This window comes from Streptomyces umbrinus (assembly GCF_030817415.1).
Lineage (GTDB): Bacteria > Actinomycetota > Actinomycetes > Streptomycetales > Streptomycetaceae > Streptomyces > Streptomyces umbrinus_A.
Map to the genome: position 1 here is coordinate 909,592 of NZ_JAUSZI010000002.1, position 21,377 is coordinate 930,968.

Below are 21,377 nucleotides of genomic sequence, written 5' to 3' on the forward strand. Positions count from 1 at the left end.
TGTCAGTCGTCAGCCGCCGTCGCTCAGCCGAGCAGGTCCAGGACCGTCGTCATGGACCTGCTCTGCAGCAGGTAGTCCTCGGCCTCCTGAAGGTGGACGCGCCACAGCTCCTCGGCGGCCTCGGCCCGGCGGGCGGCCACCAGCTCGACGAGCGCGCCATGGGCGCGAAAGCCGCGGCGATTGGCCCGTACGTTCTCGGGGCTGCCGGCGTCGAGGTCGACGTGGGACCAGTTCGCCTGGTCGATGATGTGCCGGACCATGCCGTTGAGGACGCTCAGCGTCTCGTTGCCCGCGAGTTCGACGACAAGCGCGTGGAACTCCATGTGGGCGCGGATGAAGGCGGACGGATCGTCCATCAGCGCCTCGGCCTCGGTGACGGCGGCCCGCAGTCGCTCCAGGTCCTCGTCCGTGCGCCGCTCGGCGAGCAGCCCGGCGCACGGCGCCTCGATGACCGTACGGGCGTCGTAGACGTCCTTGAGGGTCGTGCCCCGGTATTCGAGGACCACCCCGGCGTAGCGGGCGGCGACGGTGCCCTCCGGGATCTGCACGCGCGCCCCGCCCCTGGCTCCCCTGCGCACGCTGATCAGCGACTCCGACTCCAGTACCCGGAAAGCCTCGCGCAGTGTCGGCCTGGAGACGGCGAACTCCTCCATCAGCGCCGTCTCGGCCGGCAGCGCCTCCCCCTCGGTCAGCTCCCCGCGCACGATCTTCCGGCGCAGTTGTGCCGCCACCAGCTCGGCCATCTTGGGAACCCGTACCGGCGTGTTCGTCACCGCGCCCACCTCCACGCTCATTCGGTTGTCAGTCGCTCGTGTCTCGTGTCCGGCACGAAGTACGGGAGTGCGATCTCGTCCGTGTAGGGCCGGAAGTCCACGCGTACGCGCATGCCGATGACGACGTTGTCCGGATCGCCGGCGTCGACGTGCGAGAGCAGGGTGGCGCCGTCGTCGAGGTCGATCACGGCGAGCGCGAAGGGTGTGTCGAAGCCGGGGCCGGGCGCCCGGTGGACGACGGTCACCGAGTAGACGGTCCCGCGGCCCGTACTGGGCACGTACCGCCAGTCCCGGGACATGCAGCCGGGGCAGGCGGGTTCGGGCACGAAGAAGCGCAGGCCGCAGCTCGTGCAACAGGGTACGACCAGGTCTCCGCGCCCGGCCGCGTCCCAGAAGGGCCGGGACAGCGGGGTGGGGACGGGTACGGGCCGGCTCATCGGGTCCTCCCCAGCACGCTCATCTCGTAGTGCTGCGCCCCGGATCCGGCGTTGCCGACGACCGCCAGCTCCGCGCCCTCGACCTGGTGCACCGCGCTGCCGCGCAACTGTCGTACGGCTTCGACGACCTTGAGTGTCATCTGCTGTGTCCCGTTCCAGGCGTATGCCAGGCAGCCGCCGTCCGGATTGACGGGATGCTTGCCGCCGACGGCGATGGCGCCACTGGCTGCCAGCGGTCCGCCCTCCCCTTCCCCGCACAGGCCGAGGATCTCCAACTGCCTGATGATCTCGAAGGAGTTGGGGTCGTAGAGGGAGAACACGTCCACGTCGTGCGGGCCGATGCCGGCCATCGTGTAGGCGCGGGCGGCGGCGTCGCGGCCGAGCTGCCCGACTTCCCGGTGCAGCGCCGGATTGGCGTACGCGGCCTGGTGGTACTCCATGCCTCCGCCGAGCACGGCGACGGGTGGGTGGGCCAGGTCGCGGGCCCGTTCGGCGGTGGTCACCACGAGTGCGGCGCCGCCTTCGCCGACGATGCAGCAGTCCAGCAGGTGGAAGGGTGTGGCGACCATGCGGGAGGCGAGCACGTCGTCGGCGGTGTACGGGCCGCGGCCGTACATCATCGCCTCGGGGTTGGTCGTGCCGTTGTTGCGGACCGTCGCCGCGACCTCGGCCAACTGGCGGGCCGTGGTCCCGTATTCGTGCATGTGCCGTGCCGCGACCAGCGCGAACTGTGCGACCACGTAGCTGCCCCACACGTCGGCGAACTCCAGCGGTACACCGGCCCCGACGGGACCTGCCCCGCGTGCGACCAGTTTGCAGCCGCCGACCACGACGGTGTCCGCGAGTCCGGCCCGTACGGCCGCCGCCGCTTTCAGCAGGCCCCGGGAGCCCGCGTTGTCGAGCATCGAGTCGCTGGTCCAGCGCAGGTCCCGGCCGAGCATGCGGGCCCATGAGCTGCCCTCGCCGGGTACGCCGCCGGGGCCGGGCCAGTCGACCTGGGCGCCGTCGACGTCCGCCGGGGTCAGCCCGGCGTCGGCGATCGCGCCGGACACGGCTTCGAGGGCGAGGTCCATGGCGTCACGGTCGGGGAGGGTCAGCGCCTGTTCGGTGGCGTGGACGCCGACCACTACGGGCTGGCGGTCGTTCACGGGGTCACCGTCCCGCGCCCAGCGTGTCGCCGCCGGGATAGCCGCCACCGCCGAACCGCTCGTCGAGTGCCTCGTAGTCCTTGGCGAAGTCCTTGGTGCGGGGCAGTGCCTCGACGAACTCCACCGTCTTCGGCTTCTTGTACGAGGCGATGCGCGACCGGCAGTGCTCGACGATGTCCGCCGACGTGACCGAGTCGGCGCCTTCCTGGAGCACCACGACGGCCTTGACGTCCTGGGCCCAGCGTTCGTTGGGCACGCCGATCACGGCGGCCTCCTTCACCGCGGGATGGGACTCGACGCAGTTCTCCACCTCGGCGGGGAAGATGTTCTCGGCCGCCGACTTGAGCATGCGGGTCGTCGTCCCGAGGAAGCTGATCGTGCCGTCGGGCTCACGCCGTCCGAGGTCGGTGGTGTGCCACCAGCCGAAGCGGAAGCGCTCCTCGTTGACCTCCGGGCGGTTCCAGTAGCCGAGGTGCACGAGGTCGCCGCGGACGCAGATCTCGCCGGCCTCGCCGATCGCGCACTCCTTGCCGGCGCTGTCCAGGATGCGTACGGCGCTGAAGGGTCCCGGTCGTCCCGCGTTGCCGGTGCCCGAGCCGCCATGGGCGCCGGTCACGGCGAACCCGGTCACCTCCGTCTGCCCATAGCCGCGGCCTTCGCCACCGCCGTTGCGGGTGAAGCGGCTCTGGTCGGTCGGCACGGTGCCCTGCCACAGGGGTGCGGCGACGCTGGCCCGCAGACGGGACAGATCGTGGCCTGCCTCGCGGTTCAGGGCGACGAGCTGCGCGATGGTCGGGGGCATCAGATACGCGTGGGTGCACTGCTCCGCCGCCAGCAACGGGAGCAGTTCCTCGGCGATCACGCGGCGGACGATGACGTTCTTGCCGCCGTGGACGAAGGCCGGGACGCCCCAGAACTGGTAGTTGCCGATGTGGAACATCGGTCCGGCGCCGAGGAAGGCGGCCTCCCGGCCGATGTCGCCCATCCAGGCGCTGCTCGTGCCCATGGCGAGCAGGTTGCGGTGCGAGAGCATCGAGCCGGACTGCCGGCCGGTGATCGCGGCGGTGTAGATGACCAGGAGCGCGGAGTCCGGGTCGACGTCGGTGGACGGGTCCTCGGGTGATCCGGAGGCCAGGAAGGACTCGTAGGAATCGGGGCCCGCAGCGCTCTCGACGTCATGCCGCAGCCACAACGCCCGGTGGCCGCTGCCCAGTTCGGCTCGCGCCTTGCCGACCGTGTCGCCGATCTCCTCGTCCTGCCAGACGACGACCTTGGGGTCGAAGTCCTCGACCGCGAACGCCATTTCGGGAGCTGCCCACCGCCAGTACCCGGGACAGACCATGGCGCCGGTCTTCGCCGCGGCGCCGAGCAGCTCCCAGATCCGGAAGGAGTTCTGTCCCAGCCACAGGATGCGGTCGCCCGGCCCGACCCCGGCATCCGTGAGGGCGTTGGCGAGCCGGTTGGTGCGCTCGTCCAACTCGGGCCAGGTCAGCCGGACTTCGCCGTCCACGAGGGCGACGCCGTCGGGGAAGGACCTTCGGTGCTCGCGGATGATGTCGCCGAGCGTCAGGCGGCGGGCGGAATGCATGCTCATGGCTCCAAAGGCTTCGGAAGGGGAGGGTCAGACGCGGCCGATGCCGACACCCTTGACGTTGATGAACTCCTCCAGGCCGGCCTTGCCGCCTTCCCGCCCGAACCCACTGAGGCCGACGCCTCCGAAAGGCGTGGCGGGCGAAGTGATGGGATTCGGCCCGGGGTTGACATAGACGGTGCCGGCCTTCAGACGCGGCACCAGGCGGTTGACGCGCGCGATGTCACGGGTCTGGATGTAGGCGGACAGGCCGTACTCGCTGTCGTTGGCCAGGGCGACGGCCTCGTCCTCGGTGTCGAACGGGGTGATGGCCAGGACCGGGCCGAAGATCTCCTGCCGGGCGAGGTCGCTGCGGTTGTCGACGTCCGCGAAGACCGTCGGGGACACGAAGTAGCCGTCGGAGTCGATACGTTCACCGCCGAACACGAGCCGGCCCGCACCTTCCTCGACGGCCTTGTCGATCACGCCCTGGACGCGGTCGCGGGCGGCCTCGCTGATGAGGGGGCCTATGTACGTCGTCGGGTCGAGCGGGTCACCGACGGGCAGGTGAGCCACGACCCCGGTGACACGCGCGACGACCTCGTCGTAGACCGGCCGCTCGACCAGCAGCCGGGTGGGCAGCGCGCAGCCCTGCCCGGAGTTGCTCATGGCGAAGGCCGCGCAGTACGGCACGACGGTGTCCAGGTCGGTGTCGGCGAAGAGCAGGTTGGCGGACTTGCCGCCCAGCTCGAACACGACGGGCTTGAGGCTCAGCGCCGCGTCGGCCATGATGCGGCGCGCGGTGGCGGGTCCGCCGGTGAAGGAGATCTTGTCGACCCCGGGGTGCGTCACCAGGGCGGCGCCCGCGTCACCGAGCCCGGTGACGACGTTGATCACACCGTCGGGGATGCCGGCCTCGCGGGCCAGGTCGGCGAAGAGCAGCGCCGAGAACGGCGTCGACTCGGCCGGTTTGATGACCACGGTGTTCCCGGCGGCGAGCGACGGCGGGACCTTCATCGCCAAGGAGAGCGCGGGCGAGTTCCAGGTGATGATGTGACCGATGACGCCGTACGGCTCGGCGATGGTGTACTCGACGTTCTCGTGCGGGCTGTAGGCCGCGCCGACCATGCCCTCGATCTTGTCGGCCCAGCCGGCGTAGTACTCGGTCCACTCGGCGACGTGCGGTCCGACGCTCGAAGCCCAACCGCCGATGCAGACGCCGTTCTCCAGCGGGCAGATCGCGGCGAAGTCGGCGATGTGGTCGCGGAGCAGCTGGGCGAAGCGGGTGAGCAGTCGGCGGCGCTCGGTGGGGCGCATGGTGCCCCACACCTCGAAGGCCTGGCGTGCGGCGGCCACGGCCCGGTCCACCTCGGCGGCACCCGCAAGGGGGATGTGCGCCTGGACCAGGCCGGTCGCCGGATTCCTGTGCTCGTAGAGGCCGCCACTGGTGTCGGTGATGTCCTTGCCGCCGATGACCAGCCGCGGCTGCGGCAGATCGTGCTCGGCTCTGTCCTGGTGCAGCTTCACATCGACCGTGACCACGGATGCCTCCTTGAAACCGTCCGGCGCCGTCCGCGCATCCAGGTTAAATAGCTAACCTATTTAGCCAAGGTAGTCAATGACTGAAGCAATGACTGGAGCACGTCCCGCCCCACGGGTTCACAGTCCGAGCGAGCGCCCGATGATCTCCTGCATGATCTCCGAGGTCCCGCCGAACACTCGCTGGACCCGGCTGTCCCGCCAGATGCGGGCGATCTCGTACTCGTTGACGTAGCCGTAGCCGCCGAAGAGCTGCATACAGCGGTCGATGACCTCCCAGCCGGTCTCCGAGGTCCAGTACTTGGCCGCGGCCGCCTCTTCGGGGGTCAGCTCACCCTGGAAGAGGGCCATGATGCAGCCGTCCACATAGACCCGGGCGACGCCCAGCTTGGCCTTGATGTCGGCGAGGGCGAAGCGGTTCGCCTGGAACTGCCCGATGGGCTGTCCGAACGCCGTACGGGTCTTGGCGTACTCCAGCGCCAGCCCGTAGGCCCGCTCCGCCGCGGCGAGCGAGGAGACGGCGATGGCCAGCCGCTCGGTCGGGAGGTTGCCCATCATGTGGTAGAAACCGCGACCCTCCTGCCCTATGAGGTTCTCGACGGGGACGCGGACGTCATGGAAGAACAGCTCGGCGGTGTCCTGGGCCTTCATCCCGACCTTGTCGAGCTTGCGCCCGCGCTCGAAGCCCTCGGTGTCGCGCTCGACGACGATCAGGCTGATGCCCTTGTGCCCGGCGTCCGGGTCGGTCTTGCAGGCGACGATGACCAGGTCGGCCAGGATGCCGTTGGTGATGAAGGTCTTGGACCCGTCGATGACCCATTCGTCGCCGTCCCTGCGGGCGGTGGTGCGGATGCCCTTGAGGTCGGACCCGGCGGCCGGCTCGGACAGCGCGAGCGCGCAGATGGTCTCGCCACTGACCACCCCGGGCAGCCAACGGGCCTTCTGTTCCGGGGTCGTCAGGTGCATCAGGTAGGGCGGAATGACGTCGTTCTGCAGCCCCAGCCCGATGCCGACCGAGCTGGTGGCCGCCATCTCCTCCGCCATGATGGCGTTGTAGCGGAAGTCCCAGATCCCCTGCCCGCCGTACTCCTCCGGGAACTGCCAGCCGATGAGCCCGGCCTTGCCCGCGGCCGCCCACGCGGCCCGGCCCACCTGGCCGTCCCGCTCCCACCGCTCGGCGTTCGGGGCGCATTCACGCAGGTAGAAGGTGCGGGCGGTATCCCGGAACAGCTCGTGTTCCGCGGTGAAGATCGTACGGCGCATGCTCGACTCCACTCAGGCATCTCGCTTATTTAGCTGAAGTAGTTATACGATAGCGCTGTATCGGTGGCTGGGCGAGGGAGGGCGCGTGAGCGTACGGGACAAGGTGGCACTCGTCACCGGAGCGGGCCGCGGCATCGGCGAGGCGATCGCCGACCGACTCGCCGCCCAGGGAGCCTCGGTCGCCGTCTGCGACCTGGACCAGGAGGCCGCTGTGAAGGTCGCGGCCCAACTCGCCGAACGGCATTCCGTCCGCGCGACGGGCGTCGGCGTGGACATCTCCGACAGCGTGGCCGTGCGCAAGGCCGTCGAACGGGTCACCGGCGAACTCGGCCCGGTGGACATCCTGGTCAACAACGCGGCCGTCGACGTCATCGGCCGCTTCGTCGACAGCGCCGAGGAGACCTGGGACCGGATCATCGCGGTCAATCTGCGGGGCACCCTCACCATGACCAGGGCCGTGCTCGACTCGATGACCGAGCGCGGCGGCGGCCGGGTCGTCCTCATCGCCTCGGACGCCGGCCGGGTCGGCTCGTCGGGCGAGGTGGTGTACTCCGCGACGAAGGGCGGGGTCATCGCCTTCGGCAAGGCGCTGGCCCGCGAGGTCGCCCGGCACGGCATCACCGTGAACAGCGTCTGTCCGGGGCCGACCGACACCGCGCTGCTCGGCCAGGTCGCCGAGTACAGCCAGAAGATGTACGACGCGACCGTGCGGGCGATCCCGCTGCGCCGCGTCGCCCGGCCCGCCGAGATCGCCGGAGTGGTGGCCTTCCTCGCGTCCGACGACGCCGCCTACATGACCGGGCAGACGCTCTCGGTCAGCGGCGGCCTCACGATGGTCTGAGGTGAGCACCGTGCTGAACGTCGAACTCCGCGACAGACTCGCCGTGTTGACCCTGGACCGGCCCGGACAGCTCAATGCCGTCGGCTCCGAGACCGTCGACCGGCTCGCACAGACACTGAACGACCTACGCGACAACGACGACGTACGCGCCCTGGTCCTGACGGGAGCGGGCCGCGCCTTCTCGGCCGGGGCCGACATCAGCGAGATCGAGTCGTTCACGGCACCCGGGCAGTTCCGCGCCTTCGTGGAGCGCCTGACCGGGGTGTACGCGCTTCTGGAGGAGTTTCCCAAGCCCTCGGTCGCGGCCGTCCACGGGTTCGCCTTCGGCGGCGGTCTCGAGCTGGCGCTCGCCTGCGACCTGCGGGTCGTGGAGCGGGGTGCGCGGCTCGGTCTGCCCGAGATGAAGCTCGGCGTTCTGCCGGGCGCGGGCGGCACCCAGCGGCTGCCGCGACTGCTGCCTCCCGCGATCGCCAAGCAGATGATCCTCACCGGCGAGCCGATCGACGCGGAACGGGCCTGGCAGCTCGGTCTGGTCAACGAACTGGCCGAGCGCGGCGGAGCACTCGCCGCCGCCGAAGCGCTGGCCGCCACGCTGACGGCCGGGGCACCGCTGGCGCTCGCGGCGGGCAAACGGCTGATCGACCACGGGCTCGGCATGGACCTGGAGACGGCGATCGCGTACGAGCGCGAGACCGTCTCCGTGCTGTTCTCCACCGAGGACCGGGCCGAGGGGCTCAAGGCTTTCCGCGAGCGCCGCCCCGGAGACTTCCGCGGCAGGTAGCGAGCGTCCCGGAGTTCACCCGACAGATCCCTGACTGATCCCGACTGATCCGAACCGGTGTGGAGGTGGTGGACCGTGCGGCCACTGGAGGGCATTACCGTCGTCGAGCTGGGCATGTGGGTGGCGGCACCTGCCGCTGCCACCATGCTCGCCGACTGGGGCGCCGACGTGGTGAAGGTGGAGGCTCCGACCGGTGACCCCAACCGGTACACCCTCCGGCACGTCGGTCAGGACATCGACAGCGCGCCCCCGTTCGAGACCGACAACCGCGGCAAACGCGGGATCGTCCTCGACCTGCGGTCGGACGAGGGCAAGGACGCGTTGGAGCGGCTCCTTGAGCGCGCCGACGTCTTCGTCACCAATCTCCGCCCCGGCGCGCTGGAACGCCTGGGCCTGGCACCGGACGAACTGCGCGCCCGCCATCCCCGCCTGGTCATCGGCACGTTGACGGGCTACGGCTGGGCAGGCGCCGAGCGCGACCGGGCCGGGTACGACGTCTCCGCCTTCTGGGCCCGGCCCGGCATCGCCGCCATGCTCAACCCGGCCGGGGAGCCGCCGCCCGGCATCCGGCCCGGCCTCGGCGACCGTACGGCCGCGTCCAACCTGGTGGCAGGTGTTCTCGCCGCGTTGCTGCGGCGAGGGCGTACGGGTGAGGGCGGTGTGGTCGACGTGTCGCTGCTCCGCTCCGGCACGTACGCAAACGGAAACGACCTGGCCCTGCAGAACTTCTTCGGCAAGCGCGGGCGTACCCGCCACCGCACCGAGCACGAGTCCCCGCTCTACAACTCCTACCAGGCCGCCGACGACCGCTGGTTCTGGCTGGTCGGTCTGGAGGGCAACCGGCACTGGCCCGGTGTCGTCAAGGCACTGGGCCGCGAGGACCTGGCGACGGACGAGCGGTTCGCGACGGGCAAGGCCCGGCGTGGCCACGTACGCGAACTGATCGCCGTGTTCGACGAGGAGTTCGCGCTCCGCCCGCTGGAGGAGTGGGCGGAGCGGTTCGACGCCGAGGGTGTGTGGTGGGCGCCCGTGCAGACCCTGGCGGAGGTGTCGGCCGATCCGCAGGCGGAGGCGGTCGGGGCGTTCGTCGAACAGCCGGGCATGGGTGACGCCCCGATGCTGCGGACGGTGGCGACACCCGTCGCCTTCTGGGGTGTCGACGACAAGCCACGCGGGGGCGCGCCGACGCTCGGCGAGCACACCGACGAAGTACTCCGCGAACTCAACTGACCCGACAGATCTGCTCAGGAGGTACGGCGTGGGCATCCTCGACGACAAGGTCGCCATCGTCACCGGCGGTGGGAGAGGGCTGGGCCGGGCGCACTGCCTGGCGCTCGCCGAGGCCGGCGCGACCGTGGTGGTGAACGATCTCGGCTCGGGCGTGCACGGCGAACGGACGGGCGACTCCCCCGCCGACGACGTCGTCGCCGAGGTCACCAAGCTCGGCGGCCGGGCGGTCGCCAACCACTCCTCGGTGACGGACTGGGCGGCGACCGAGACCATGGTCGCGGACACCGTCGCGGAGTTCGGCCGCCTCGACATCGTCGTGAACAACGCGGGGATCGTGCGCGACCGCATGCTGTTCTCGATGAGCGAGGCCGAGTTCGACTCGGTGATCGCAGTGCACCTCAAGGGCACCTTCGCGCTGACGCGGCACGCCTGCGCGTACTGGCGCGAGGCGTCGAAACGGGGTGAGCGTGTCGCCGGCCGCGTGATCAACACGACGTCCGGGACCGGCCTGTTCGGAAATCAGGGTCAGTCCAACTACGGCGCGGCGAAGGCCGGGATAGCCGGGCTCACCGTTCTCACCGCCCTGGAAATGCGCCGGTACGGCGTCACCGCGAACGCCGTGTCACCGATCGCGGCCACGCGGATGACGGACGGGCTGGACGTCGGTGCGTCCCTCCAGGCCGTCGACGGCTTCGATCCGCGCGATCCCGCCAACGCCTCCGGTGTCGTCGTCTACCTGGCCTCCGACACCTCGGCCTGGCTGACCGGCCAGGTCCTGCGCATCGAGGGCAACCGGCTGAACCGACTACAGGGCTGGACCGTCGCAGGCGTCCATCCCAGCCGGTCGGGCGAGGCACTCACGTACGACGAACTCGTCGACGCCGTACCGCAGTTGTACGGGGTCGCCCCCGCCGGCCGGGCCACCGGAGTGGGCCAGTGAAGGCCCGAGGCAGCAGGGGCGGCCACGACGTCGCCGCTCTCGTGCTGCGCGCGACGCTGGGCCCGATGCTCTTCGCGCACGGCTGGAACAAGGTCGCAGGGCCGGGCGGACTCAAGGGCACGACGGGCTGGTTCGAGGCGCTCGGCCTGAAGCCGCCCGAGGTGCACGCCCGGATGGCTGCCGGGACCGAGATGGCGGCGGGCGTGGGCATCACCCTGGGCGCGGCCAACCCTCTCCCGGCGGCGGCAGCGGTGGGTCTGATGGCCGTGGCGGCCCGGACCGACCACCGGGGCAAGGGTTTCTTCGTCTTCAAGGGCGGCTGGGAGTACGTCGGTGTCGTGGGCGGCACGGCCGTCGCGCTGGCGGCGCTGGGCAACGGCAGGTACTCGCTCGACGGGCTGCTGCGACGTCAACGCGCGGGTACGGGGCCCGCGTTGCTGGCGGCGGGAATCGGCACGGCGAGCGCGGCGGCGCTGCTGGCCGTGTGCTACCGGCCGGAGCGGAAGCCGGACGAGACACAAACAGATCACTGAGTACAACCAGGGCTATCAGGACTATCAGGGAGTCGACATGGACGCGGCTGACTTCAGCGCGGTGCTGTCCGAGGTCCGGCGCTTCGTCCGGGAACGCGTCGTGCCGCTTGAGGCGGAGATCGACGAGAAGGACGAGATGCCCGCGGACATCCGCGAGGCGGCCAAGAAGATGGGCCTGTTCGGCTTCGCGCTGCCCGAGGAGTACGGCGGGCTGGGTCTGTCGATGTACGAGGAGGCCCAGCTCATGTTCGAGCTCGGCTACACGACTCCGTCACTGCGGTCGATGTTCGGGACGAACAACGGCATCGCGGGTCATGTCCTCATGGTCGGCGGCACGGAGAAGCAGAAGGCCGAGTGGCTGCCGAGGATCGCCTCCGGTGACGTACTGGCGTCGTTCGCGCTCACCGAGCCCGAGGCCGGGTCCGACCCGTCGACGCTGACCACACGCGCCCATCTGGAAGGCGACGAGTGGGTGATCAACGGTGCCAAGCGGTACATCACCAACGCCCCGCTCGCCGACGTCTTCATGGTCTTCGCCCGCACCGACCCCGACGCGCCACGCACCCGTGGGATCTCCACGTTCCTGGTCCCGGCCGGCACGCCGGGCCTCACCGTGGCTCCGAAGGACCACAAGATGGGCCAGTTCGGCGCCTGGACCGCCGACGTGTTCTTCGACGACGTACGGGTACCGGCCTCCGCGCTCGTCGGTGGCGAGGACGGCCTGAACCGGGGCTTCGGCACGGCGATGGGCTGCATCGCGCACGGCAGGGTGCACATCTCGGCGCTCTGCGTGGGCATGGCCGAGCGGCTGGTCCACGAGTCGGTCGAGTACGCCGGCACCCGCCGCCAGTCCGGCAGGCTGATCGGCTCCTTCCAACTGGTCCAGGGCCTGGTCGCCGACTCGATGACCGACTACTACGCCGGGCGCGCCACGGTCCTGGAGGCCGCCCGCGCCTTCGACGCCGGTACGGACACCAAGATCGGACCGTCCTGCACGAAGTACTTCGCCAGCGAGATGGTGTGGCGGGTCGCGGACCGGGCGGTGCAGATACACGGCGGCGCGGGCTATATGCGCGGAGTCGCCGTCGAGCGCTTCTACCGCGACGCGCGTCTCTTCCGTATCTACGAGGGCACGAGTCAGGTCCAGCAGGTGATCATCGCGAAGGCTCTGCTGGGAAAGGCGACACAAGGTTGAATCGAACACCAACTCACCATTTTCGCAAGGATGTTGGGATAGTCTCCCGCTGACCGACGTCAGTCGCGCACGCCGCGCTCGTCGCACATGTCACGCGAGAGACCGGGATCCCCCATGACTGACCTCCAGCTCAACCGGTCCGTCGCGCTCGCCTACGCGGCGGTCGGCATGGACCCGCCGGCCCCGGTCCCGCTCAGGAAGAACGATCCCGCACGGGTCGGCCCCTATGTGCTGATGTCACGGCTGGGCAGCGGCGGAATGGGCCGGGTCTATCTGGGCCGCGACACCGTCGGCGGGACGGGAATGGCCGCCGTCAAGGTGATCAGGCCCGAATACGCGGAGGATCCCCGGTTCCGCAAGCGCTTCGAGCGCGAGGTCGGCGCACTGGACCGCGTCCAGGGGGCACACATCGTACGGCTGCTGGGCAGTGGCTTCGACGAGGACCTGGTGTGGGTCGCCACCGAGTACGTCCCAGGGCCGACGCTCGACGAAGTCGTCACCGCGCGCGGGCCGGTCGACGCGACGGTGGCCTGGCGGCTGATGGCCGACATGGGGCGTGCGGTCGAAGCCATCTGGCGTGCGGGGATCGTCCACCGTGACCTCAAGCCGTCCAATGTGATCCTGGCGGCCGATGGCGCTCGCGTCATCGACTTCGGTGTCGTCCGGGCCACCGACGACACCTCGATCACCGCGACGGGCCAGAACGTGGGCACCCCCGCCTTCATGTCCCCGGAACAGGTCCGGGGCAACGAGGTGACGGCCGCCTCCGACGTCTTCGCGCTGGCCTCCGCCCTCGCCTACGCCGTCACCGGGCGGGCGCCGTTCGGCGAGGGGACGGGTGTCGACGTCCTGCACCGGGTGGCCTTCGAAGCGCCGCGGGAGGAAGTCCTCACCAAGGTGGCGGCCGTCGACGCGGACCTGGCCGAGTTCATCCGTGCCTGTCTGGACAAGGATCCTCTGAGCCGCCCATTACCGGAGGCGGTCTTCAGGACCGCCATCGGGCACCAACTGCCGGCTCCTGACGGGCAGCCGCTCCGGTCCGCCCCGAAGTGGGCACCCCTGGGCGACGGACGGCCCGCCGCCCTCGCCGCGGCGCCGCCCGTGGACCCGTCCACCGGCTCCGTCGCGTCCGTCGCCCCTGCCGCGCCGATGCCCGGGAGGCGCAGAAGGCCGACGCCCGGAAGGCGCAGAAAACTGATGGCGGGCGCCGCTGCCATGGCGGGCGTCCTGGTCGCCGGGGGCATCACCGTCGCCCTTCTGCGGCAGGGCGACACCGCACCCTCGGCCGGCACCGGGCCGCAGGCGTCGTCGGCCGTGACGGAGAAGGGGGCCTCGGTGCCCACCAGTTCGCAGAAGGCGCCGAAGGCCACTCCGTCGAAGACGGGCCTCGACCAGGCCGCGGAGAAGTCCCCCGGTGACGAGGGCTCACGGGATCCCGCGACGCTGGACATCCGAACCTCCCGCTGTCCCGCCGAGATCGCGTCGGGATCCCAGGGCGTCTGCGTCGAGGCACTGCAGATGCTTCTCGTGGGGCACGGCCTGCGCGTCACGATCGACGGACGGTTCGGGGAGGCGACCCTCACCGCGGTCAGGGCCCTCCAGAGCGAGGCCGGTATCACCGTCGACGGAAAGGTCGGCGAGGCGACCAAGAAGCTGCTGTACGGCAAGCCGCCCGGGCCGGTCAAGGCCGGCGCGGTCACCGTGACCCAGAGCGTCGACGGCGCGTCGGTCGCCCGGTGCCTCGACATCCGCGAGCCGGACGCACAGGTGTGGGGATGCCAGGGCACGGCCACCCAGAAGTGGGCGCTGTACCGGGTGTCCGGTCAGAGTTCCGAGTACGTCGTTGTCAACCAGGGCAGCCACCTCTGCCTGGACGCCGGCACGGTGGGCCGGAACGGCCAGCAGATCCGGGCCAGGAACTGCGACGGACAGAGCGCCCAGAGATGGCGGCTCGGTGGCGGCGGAACACTGGTCAGCGTCCCGGACGGCCTCTGCCTGGACGCGGAGGCCAACACCTCCGGCCAGGACGGTCAAAGGGTGCAGGGCTGGGGTTGCGCGGGCAGCATCAACCAGGTGTGGAACTGGTCCTGACGCAGCGCCGGTTCAGATGCCGAGCCGGTCGAGCAGCCGCTCGTGGTACACCGCCGGGCCGCCGAAGAGCAGCTGTGAGGACTTGGCCCGCCGGAAGTACAGGTGGGCCGGGTGCTCCCAGGTGAAGCCGATGCCGCCGTGGACCTGGATGTTCTCCATGGCCGCGAACATGTAGGCCCGTGAGCAGCAGGCGTGGGCGACGGCGGCGGCGACCGGGAAGTCGGGGGTTCCCTCGGCGGCCGACCGTGCCGCCTCGCGGGACGCGGCCTCGGCCAGCTCCACCTGCACGAGCATGTCCGCACACTTGTGCTTGACGGCCTGGAAGGAACCGATCGGCCGGCCGAACTGATGCCGCGTACGGGCGTAGTCGGCGCTCATTTCCAGACACCGGCGGGCCCCGCCCGCCTGCTCGGCGGCCAGCCCGACCGTGGCGATGTCCAGGACCCTGGCCATGACGCGCCCGCCCGCCCCGTCCGCGCCGACGAGGGCGGCCGGCACGGTGTCGAACGTCAGCCTGGCCATCGCCCGGGTGGCGTCCAGGGTCTCCATCGCCTCGGCTGCCACACCGGCGGAAGTCCGCTCCACCGCGAAGAGCGACGGACCGGCGACGGTACGAGCGACCACGAGGACCAGGTCGGCCGTCGTACCGTCGATCACGAAGGACTTGCGGCCGTTCAGCCGCCAGCCTCCGTCCCCGTCAGGTACCGCGCGGGCGGAGATCAGGGCGGGGTCCCAGGAGCCACCGTCCTCGGCGACAGCGAGGGCCGCGGTGGTCCGCCCGGCCGCGATGCCGGGGAGATGACGCGCACAGGCGCCCTTGTCGCCGGAGGCGAGCAAGGCCTGGGCCGCGAGCACGACCGTCGAGAAGAAGGGTGAGCAGAGCAGGGCGCGGCCCATCTCCTCCAGGACGACGCCGAGTTCGACCGGGCCGAAGCCGTCGCCGCCGTACTCCTCGGGGATCACCAGGCTCGGCAGCCGCAACTGGTCGGCCGCTTGGGCCCACACGTCGAGGTCGAAGCGCGGCTCACTCTCCATGAGCTTGCGGACCGCCTCCTCAGGAGACCTGGCTTCCAGGAACTGCCTTACGGAGGACCGGAGTTCCCTCAACTCGCTATCGTCGGCGCTCACGCGCGTGCCTCCTTCGGCAGACCGAGGACCCGTTCCGCGAGGATGTTCTTCATGATCTCCTCGGTGCCGCCGAGGATGCGCAACGCCGGGGTGGCCAGGAGGAGTTCGGACCAGGCGTACGTGCCCCACTTGCCGGTGTCGGCGACGAGCCGGGGTCCGAGGCAGTCCGCGACGAAGTGGGCGGCCCTGGTGAGATTCTGACCGTACATCAGCTTGGCGACGGACCTCTCCGGGCCAGGCGTGACGCCCGCCCGCAGCGTGCGCAGGGCGCGCGTGTTGAGGTGCTCGGTGGCCATGGCGTCCACGAGGAGTTCTGCGAGACGGGCGCGCAGGGCGCGGTCGTCCCAGGTCCAGGTGGCGCGCATCAGTGCCGAGAGCCGGTCCGGGGACAGGGCCGCGGCCACCGGTCCCGCACCCTCGCTGCCGACCGTCGCGCGCTCGTTCATCAGGGTGGTCAGGGCGACGGTCCAGCCGCCGTCGATCTCGCCGAGGCGGTGGTCCTCGGGGACGCGCACGTCGGTGAGGAAGACCTCGTTGAAGTCCGCGCCCCCGGTCATCTGCCTGAGCGGCCGGACCTCGACACCGGGGGCGTCCATGGGGACCAGGAAAGCCGTGATGCCGCGGTGCTTGGGCGCGTCCGGATTCGTACGGGTCAGTGCGAGGCCGATCTGGCTGTGCTGGGCGACCGACGTCCACACCTTCTGGCCGTTGAGCACCCAGTCCTCGCCGTCACGGACGGCCTTCGTCGCCACGCTCGCCAGGTCCGATCCCGCGCCGGGCTCACTGAACAGCTGGCAGGCGATGGCGTCCCCGCGGTACATCGCGGGCAACCAGCGGTCCTTGATGCGGGGTTGGGCGTGGGCGAGGATCGTCGGGCCGATCATGCCCAGGCCGATCACGCTCAGCGTGCCGGTGTCGGCGACGTCGTACTCGGACTCGATGGCGTCGTAGAGCAGGTCATGGACGGGGGTGAGGCCACGGCCGCCGTACTCGGGCGGGCCGGTGATCCAGCCGAAGCCGTTCTCGTGGCGGATCCGCTGCCAGTCCCTCGCCCGTTGCACGTGCTCCCGCTCCTCCTCCGGCGGGAGGCTGCTGAAGTACGCCATCGAGTCGTCGCCCTCGCCCCAGGTGAAGGCGGTGCGGTCGGGGGCCTTCGCCACGTGCGCGTCGAGGAAGCGGCGCACCTCGGCGGTGAAGTCCTGCATGTCATGTTCCATCGGGGGTCCCCTGCTGCTTTCAGGTGCTGCTTTCAGGTCGAGAGGATCGTGACCGCCGACACGCCCGGTGCGCCGTACAGGTGGGTGTAGCCGACGCGCGGTGTGCCGGGGATCTGCCGGGTGCCCGCCGTGCCGCGCAGTTGGAGCACGATCTCGTGGATCTGGCGCAGGCCGGAGGCCCCGATGGGCTCACCGTTGCCGAGCAGCCCGCCGTCCGTGTTGACCGGAAGCCGGCCACCGATCTCGGTGGCGCCCTCGGCGATGAGGCGTTCCTGTTCGCCGTCCTTGCAGAGGCCGTTCTCCGCCATGTGGATGATCTCGGACCCGGCGTCGGTGTCCTGGAGCTGAGCCACGTCGACGTCCTCGGGTCCGATGCCTGCCCGTTCGTACGCCTCGCGTGAGGCGTCGACCGTCGGGCTTTCCACCGGCTCTCCCACGGGGAACGACGGGCTCTGCACCTCGAAGGCACCGAGCCTGCGGCTGCGCAGGGAGGTGGACCGGATCCGTACGGGCGTGGAGGTGTACTTGTGGGCCTGGTCGGCGCGGCACAGCACGAGGGCCGCTGCGCCCTCGTCCGGGCCGCAGTACATGTACTGGCGGAGTGGGTGGTTGAGGACCGGGGAGGCGAGAACCTCCTCAGGTGTGAGGGGAGTTCGGCGCCAGGCCTTCTCGTTTCCGGCCGCGTTGCGGAAGTTCTTCGACGCCACGCGCGCGAGCGTCTCGTGGGAGATGCCGTGGTCGTGCATATAGCGGTTGATCTTCATGCCGAAGAAGTGGGTGGTGAGGAAGAGCCCGGTCTGTCCGTACCAGGGGGGGATGCCGGCGACGGAGGGGTCCGCGGCGAACGCGCCGCGCGGGTGTTTGTCCAGGCCGATGGCGATGGTCAGGTCGTGCTCGCCGGTCTCGATGGCCCGGGCTGCGAGGGCCACCGCCGTACCGGCCGTGGCACAGCCGTTGAACACGCCCCGCAGCGGAACGCCCGTGAGGCCCAGTTTGCCGACGATCGCGTCCGGGTTCGCGACCTCGAAGCTGCCGACGTAACCGCCCTGGATCTGCGGCCAGGTCACGCCCGCGTCGGCGAGCGCGAGCCGTACGGCGTCCGCACCCATGTCCATGGCGGGCTTGCCGGGAAACCGGCCGAAGGGGTGGAGCCCCACCCCGATGATGACGGCCTCGGTCATGACGCCTCCTCCTCGACCGGCTCTGCTTGGGCGGACTCCTCGACCGGGGCGAACGCGAACGTCATGACCTCCGTGCCGTCGTCCCGCACGGCATAGGGCACGAGCGTCAGCCGCATGTCCTGCCCGATCCGCAGCTTCTCCGGGTCGGGCTCGGTGAGACGGGCCTCGACCAGCAGCTCGCCGGCGAGTTCGACGTAACCGACCGCGTACGGCTCGAAGGTCTCGGGGCCGTCGTACGGCGGGGACGGCGGGCGGAAGTTCTGGGTCGTGTACGTCCACAGCGTCCCGCGGTCCGCGAGCAGCCGTATCTTCGACTCGTCGCTCGCGCACCGGACGCAGTCCGAGGCCGCCGGGAAACTCACCAGACCGCACGCCGTGCACTCGGAGCCGATGAGCCGGAGGGGTTCGGATGCGGAGGGCGGCCAGGTGAACAGGCCTTCGGTGACCGGCCGTTGCGTCGTCGTCATCTCACGCCCCGTTCCGGTTGCCGAGGGCGTCGGCGTTCGGAGCCGCCTTGGCCACCAGGTTCGGTACGACGGAGGACAGCTCCTCCGGAGTCCATCGAGTCTCGGCACTCGCACCGGGGCCGTTGACCCAGCCCTCCAGTACGGTGATCCGGTTGCCGACGACGCCGAACACCCGGCCGGTGACCTCGCGCGACGCCGCCGAGCCCAGCCACACCACGAGTGGGGAGATGGCCTCCGGGGTCAGGTCCTCGCTCTCGGCGGCCCGCTTCATCATCTCGATGTCCTCGGTCAGCCGGGTGAGCGCGGTGGGCGCGATGGCGTTCACCGTCACGCCGTAGCGGGCGAGTTCGGCCGCGGCGATGACGGTGAGGCTCGCGATGCCGGCCTTGGCCGAGCCGTAGTTCGACTGACCCGGGTTGCCGAAGATGCCGGACGGAGAGGTGGTGTTGATGACCCTGGCGTCGTTGTCGTGACCGGACTTGGCACGCCCCCGCCAGTACGCGGCCGCGTGGTGCAGGGTGGCGAAGCTGCCCTTGAGATGGACGGCGAGCACACTGTCCCAGTCCCGCTCCGTCATCGACACGATCATCCGGTCGCGGAGGATGCCGGCGTTGTTGACCAGCACGTCGAGGCCGCCGTAGGTGTCCACGGCCTGCTGGACGAGCCGGCCGGCGCCCTCCCAGGTGGAGATGTCGTCCGTGTTCGCCACCGCCTCGCCGCCGGCCGCGACGATTTCGTCGACCACGGTCTGCGCGGGCCCGGCCGAGGAGCCCCCTCCGTCGCGTGAACCGCCCAGGTCGTTGACCACGACCTTCGCGCCGTGCGCGGCGAACGCCAGGGCGTGTGCCCTGCCGATCCCGTTGCCGGCCCCGGTGACGACCACGACACGGCCGTAGACCACTCCTTCAGACATCCTCAACTCCTTGCTGAATACGACGCGTTGACATCGCCGAGCAGTACGCGCGGATCCTCGCTGCCGCAGGCGCACCTGCCCGTGGCGACGCGGCCCGCAATGCCGAGAGGTGTCTCGGGGAGCGGCGAGGCACGCCCCTCCCCCGCCGCGACGTACAGCTGTCCGTCCTCGCGCTCGCCGACCCGCCATTCGGCGCCGTTCACGTGTGCGCCGCACCGCTCGGGGCATTCCAGGGCGAGAGCCGGTCCCACGGCGGAGATCAGGCAGGCGGACACGCCCACCCCGCGGAGTATCGGCACGGCCGCGGGCCGGGCCAGTACGAGGGACGTCGAGCGGAACATCTCACCGAGATCGGCTGCTCCGGCGAGACCTTCCAGGGTCTCCGCCGACAGGCCGATCACCGCGTGCGGGTCCAGTTCGCGGTGGAAGACCGAGGTCCGGCGATGGTCCCAGCCCATCGCCTCCGCGATGCCGTAGGTCACCTTGAGCGACCGCAGTGCGCCGATCACCGCGTGACCCCAGAAGCCCTCGAAGCCGGAGGTGGTCAGCAGCGCCCGCTGCCCGGCGGTCAGTCCGTGCTCCCGCAGCCGTGCCGTGACCCATGCGGTGTCCCGGGCGAGTTCCGCCCAGGTCAGCTCCATGTCCCGCATGCCGTCGGCGGCGGGGAAGCGTACGAGGTAGGCCAGTTCGGGCCGGTCGAGTGTCCTGGCGCGGGCCAGGGTGTCGGCGCGCGCCATCAGCTCTTCACCACCCGGGGGAATTTGGCGACACTGGTCATGGTCTTCAACAGGTCCTCCTCGGTGCGCATGTCGAGCACCGGCTTGACTCCGGTCAGCTCACGCACGGCCTCGCCGAGCCGCCCTGCCAGGGCGTCGACATCCGCGGTGAGCCCCGGGTCGTAGCCGACGCGCAACCGCAGTTCGTCGACCTCGCGTCGGTCCCGGACGATCTGGAAAACCCCTGACGCCGTCTCCGGCTGATCCTCCACGGCCCGCCAGATGTCCCGCAGGACCACGGAACGCCCCTGGACCAGCGTCTCGTCACCGCGCCGCCCGGCCACCCACATCCGGGCGTGGGTCCGCCCGCAGCCGCAGCGGTCCCCCGAGAGGCGGACGAGGTCCTCGCTGCGGTAGCGGATCAACGGTGCGGCCCGGTTGTCCAGGTCGGTGGCGACCAGTTCGCCGAGGTCCGTCTCCGGGACGTCACGCCATCCGCCCTGTTCGTCGACCTCGACGCACTCCGCGAAGACGGTGTCCTCCCAGAGGTGGAAGCCGTCGTGCTCCCGGCACTCCCAGGCGGTGCCGGTGTCGGCCGCGCTGGTGTACTCGTAGACGTCGATACCCCAGTCGTCGCGGATCCGCTCGCGCATCTTCCGGCTGAGGGGCTGTCCGGCGCACGAGGCACCCTTCAGGGAGGAGAACGCCTCCTTGAGATCCGTCTTCTCGGCGAGGTGCTCCAGCTCCACCATCTGCGGATACATCATCTGCAGGTAGGCCGGCCGGTAGGTGCGCAGGGCGTCGACGACCTCGTTCATCTTCCCGAGCCAGGTGTCCACCTCGATCACCACGGCGCCGAGCGCCTGGTAGCCGGGGTCCATGAGGTTGCGGAAGGTGCCGGGCGGGCTGAGCACCCGGTCCCCGGGCCTGAGGCCGAGCTCCCAGAGGTCACGCACCTGTGCGGTCACCAGGGGCGGTGCGTCCTCCCAGATCTCGGCGAAGAACTCCGGGTCGCCGGTGGTGCCTGAGCTGGAGGAGACGGAGGTCAGCCCTTCGACCGGAACGCAGAGCAGACCGCCGAAGGGATCGCCGGTGCGCGCCCGGTGGGCGCGCACCATGTCCTTGGTGATGAACGGGATGCGCGCCCGGAAGTCGTCCAGGCAGCGGATGTCACGTGGGTGCACCCCGTGCTCGTCCCAGAGCTCTCGGTAGAAGGCGGAGTTGCCGTAGGCGTACTCGACGAGTTCCAGCACCCGTTCTTCCTGCCGGGCCCGCAGCTGGTCGCGGGGCATGGTCTCCACCTGTGGCTCGAAGTACCTGTCCCCGGTGTCCCTGTCACCGCCCATGGCGCCTCCTCGCGGCTCGGCTGCCCAGATCTTCCAGCTATCAGCACAATCAGTCAACCAATTCGACG

General features: G+C 70.5%; 20 protein-coding genes. 7 read left to right on the forward strand and 13 right to left on the reverse strand.

Going from position 1 to position 21,377, the window contains the following annotated elements; translation table 11 throughout:
* Positions 1–23: 23 nt before the first annotated feature.
* The 6 genes from QF035_RS04760 to QF035_RS04785 all read right to left on the reverse strand — a co-directional run bounded on the left by QF035_RS04760 (position 24) and on the right by QF035_RS04785 (position 6,730).
* On the reverse strand, positions 24–773 hold the full coding sequence (locus QF035_RS04760; protein WP_234048055.1) for a FadR/GntR family transcriptional regulator: 750 nt from the start codon (positions 771–773) through the stop codon (positions 24–26).
* 17 nt (positions 774–790) lie between these two features.
* Positions 791–1,210 (reverse strand): Zn-ribbon domain-containing OB-fold protein, encoded by a 420-nt coding sequence (locus tag QF035_RS04765; RefSeq protein ID WP_307518364.1) that lies wholly within the window; start codon positions 1,208–1,210, stop codon positions 791–793.
* Positions 1,207–2,358, reverse strand: a complete 1,152-nt coding sequence (locus QF035_RS04770) for a thiolase family protein (protein ID WP_307518366.1) — start codon at positions 2,356–2,358, stop codon at positions 1,207–1,209. Before QF035_RS04770 ends, QF035_RS04765 begins: the two co-directional genes overlap by 4 nt.
* A gap of 4 nt (positions 2,359–2,362) precedes the next feature.
* Positions 2,363–3,952 carry an AMP-binding protein gene (locus QF035_RS04775; RefSeq protein ID WP_307518368.1) on the reverse strand — a complete coding sequence of 530 codons (1,590 nt, stop codon included), beginning with the start codon at positions 3,950–3,952 and terminating at the stop codon, positions 2,363–2,365.
* A gap of 27 nt (positions 3,953–3,979) precedes the next feature.
* Positions 3,980–5,470 carry an aldehyde dehydrogenase family protein gene (locus QF035_RS04780; protein ID WP_307518370.1) on the reverse strand — a complete coding sequence of 497 codons (1,491 nt, stop codon included), beginning with the start codon at positions 5,468–5,470 and terminating at the stop codon, positions 3,980–3,982.
* A 117-nt stretch (positions 5,471–5,587) separates the two neighbouring features.
* On the reverse strand, positions 5,588–6,730 hold the full coding sequence (locus QF035_RS04785; protein ID WP_307518372.1) for an acyl-CoA dehydrogenase family protein: 1,143 nt from the start codon (positions 6,728–6,730) through the stop codon (positions 5,588–5,590).
* Between the two features lie 85 nt (positions 6,731–6,815).
* Here QF035_RS04785 and QF035_RS04790 point away from each other — a divergent pair, with 85 nt between their 5' ends.
* The 7 genes from QF035_RS04790 to QF035_RS04820 all read left to right on the forward strand — a co-directional run bounded on the left by QF035_RS04790 (position 6,816) and on the right by QF035_RS04820 (position 14,341).
* Positions 6,816–7,571: an SDR family NAD(P)-dependent oxidoreductase gene (locus tag QF035_RS04790; RefSeq protein WP_307518374.1), complete on the forward strand. Its 756-nt coding sequence runs from the start codon at positions 6,816–6,818 to the stop codon at positions 7,569–7,571.
* Between the two features lies 1 nt (position 7,572).
* Positions 7,573–8,352: an enoyl-CoA hydratase/isomerase family protein gene (locus tag QF035_RS04795; RefSeq protein WP_307518376.1), complete on the forward strand. Its 780-nt coding sequence runs from the start codon at positions 7,573–7,575 to the stop codon at positions 8,350–8,352.
* A 75-nt stretch (positions 8,353–8,427) separates the two neighbouring features.
* Positions 8,428–9,582, forward strand: a complete 1,155-nt coding sequence (locus QF035_RS04800) for a CaiB/BaiF CoA transferase family protein (RefSeq protein WP_307518378.1) — start codon at positions 8,428–8,430, stop codon at positions 9,580–9,582.
* Between the two features lie 28 nt (positions 9,583–9,610).
* Positions 9,611–10,522 carry an SDR family NAD(P)-dependent oxidoreductase gene (locus tag QF035_RS04805; protein WP_307518380.1) on the forward strand — a complete coding sequence of 304 codons (912 nt, stop codon included), beginning with the start codon at positions 9,611–9,613 and terminating at the stop codon, positions 10,520–10,522.
* A complete protein-coding gene (locus QF035_RS04810; protein ID WP_307518382.1) occupies positions 10,519–11,055 on the forward strand; it encodes a DoxX family protein in 537 nt (178 codons plus the stop codon). The genes QF035_RS04805 and QF035_RS04810 overlap by 4 nt, the downstream gene beginning before the upstream one ends.
* A gap of 37 nt (positions 11,056–11,092) precedes the next feature.
* Positions 11,093–12,250 carry an acyl-CoA dehydrogenase family protein gene (locus QF035_RS04815; RefSeq protein ID WP_307518383.1) on the forward strand — a complete coding sequence of 386 codons (1,158 nt, stop codon included), beginning with the start codon at positions 11,093–11,095 and terminating at the stop codon, positions 12,248–12,250.
* A gap of 114 nt (positions 12,251–12,364) precedes the next feature.
* Positions 12,365–14,341 (forward strand): protein kinase domain-containing protein, encoded by a 1,977-nt coding sequence (locus QF035_RS04820; RefSeq protein WP_307518384.1) that lies wholly within the window; start codon positions 12,365–12,367, stop codon positions 14,339–14,341.
* 12 nt (positions 14,342–14,353) lie between these two features.
* Here the strand turns inward: QF035_RS04820 and QF035_RS04825 are convergent, their stop codons facing one another.
* Genes QF035_RS04825 through QF035_RS04855 form a run of 7 tightly spaced genes read right to left on the reverse strand, consistent with a single transcriptional unit; the run spans position 14,354 to position 21,309 of the window.
* Entirely contained in the window at positions 14,354–15,469 is a 1,116-nt protein-coding gene (locus tag QF035_RS04825; protein ID WP_307518386.1) for an acyl-CoA dehydrogenase family protein, read from the reverse strand.
* Positions 15,466–16,686, reverse strand: coding sequence for an acyl-CoA dehydrogenase family protein (locus QF035_RS04830; protein ID WP_307518388.1), 1,221 nt, complete (start codon positions 16,684–16,686; stop codon positions 15,466–15,468). Before QF035_RS04830 ends, QF035_RS04825 begins: the two co-directional genes overlap by 4 nt.
* 32 nt (positions 16,687–16,718) lie before the next feature.
* Entirely contained in the window at positions 16,719–17,867 is a 1,149-nt protein-coding gene (locus QF035_RS04835; RefSeq protein WP_307518391.1) for a thiolase family protein, read from the reverse strand.
* Positions 17,864–18,334: a Zn-ribbon domain-containing OB-fold protein gene (locus QF035_RS04840; RefSeq protein WP_307518393.1), complete on the reverse strand. Its 471-nt coding sequence runs from the start codon at positions 18,332–18,334 to the stop codon at positions 17,864–17,866. The genes QF035_RS04835 and QF035_RS04840 overlap by 4 nt, the downstream gene beginning before the upstream one ends.
* Position 18,335: 1 nt before the next feature.
* Positions 18,336–19,247: an SDR family oxidoreductase gene (locus tag QF035_RS04845; protein WP_307518395.1), complete on the reverse strand. Its 912-nt coding sequence runs from the start codon at positions 19,245–19,247 to the stop codon at positions 18,336–18,338.
* 2 nt (positions 19,248–19,249) lie between these two features.
* Positions 19,250–19,984, reverse strand: a complete 735-nt coding sequence (locus tag QF035_RS04850; RefSeq protein ID WP_307518397.1) for a hypothetical protein — start codon at positions 19,982–19,984, stop codon at positions 19,250–19,252.
* A complete protein-coding gene (locus tag QF035_RS04855) occupies positions 19,984–21,309 on the reverse strand; it encodes a phenylacetate--CoA ligase family protein (protein ID WP_307518399.1) in 1,326 nt (441 codons plus the stop codon). The genes QF035_RS04850 and QF035_RS04855 overlap by 1 nt, the downstream gene beginning before the upstream one ends.
* Between the last annotated feature and the right edge of the window lie 68 nt (positions 21,310–21,377).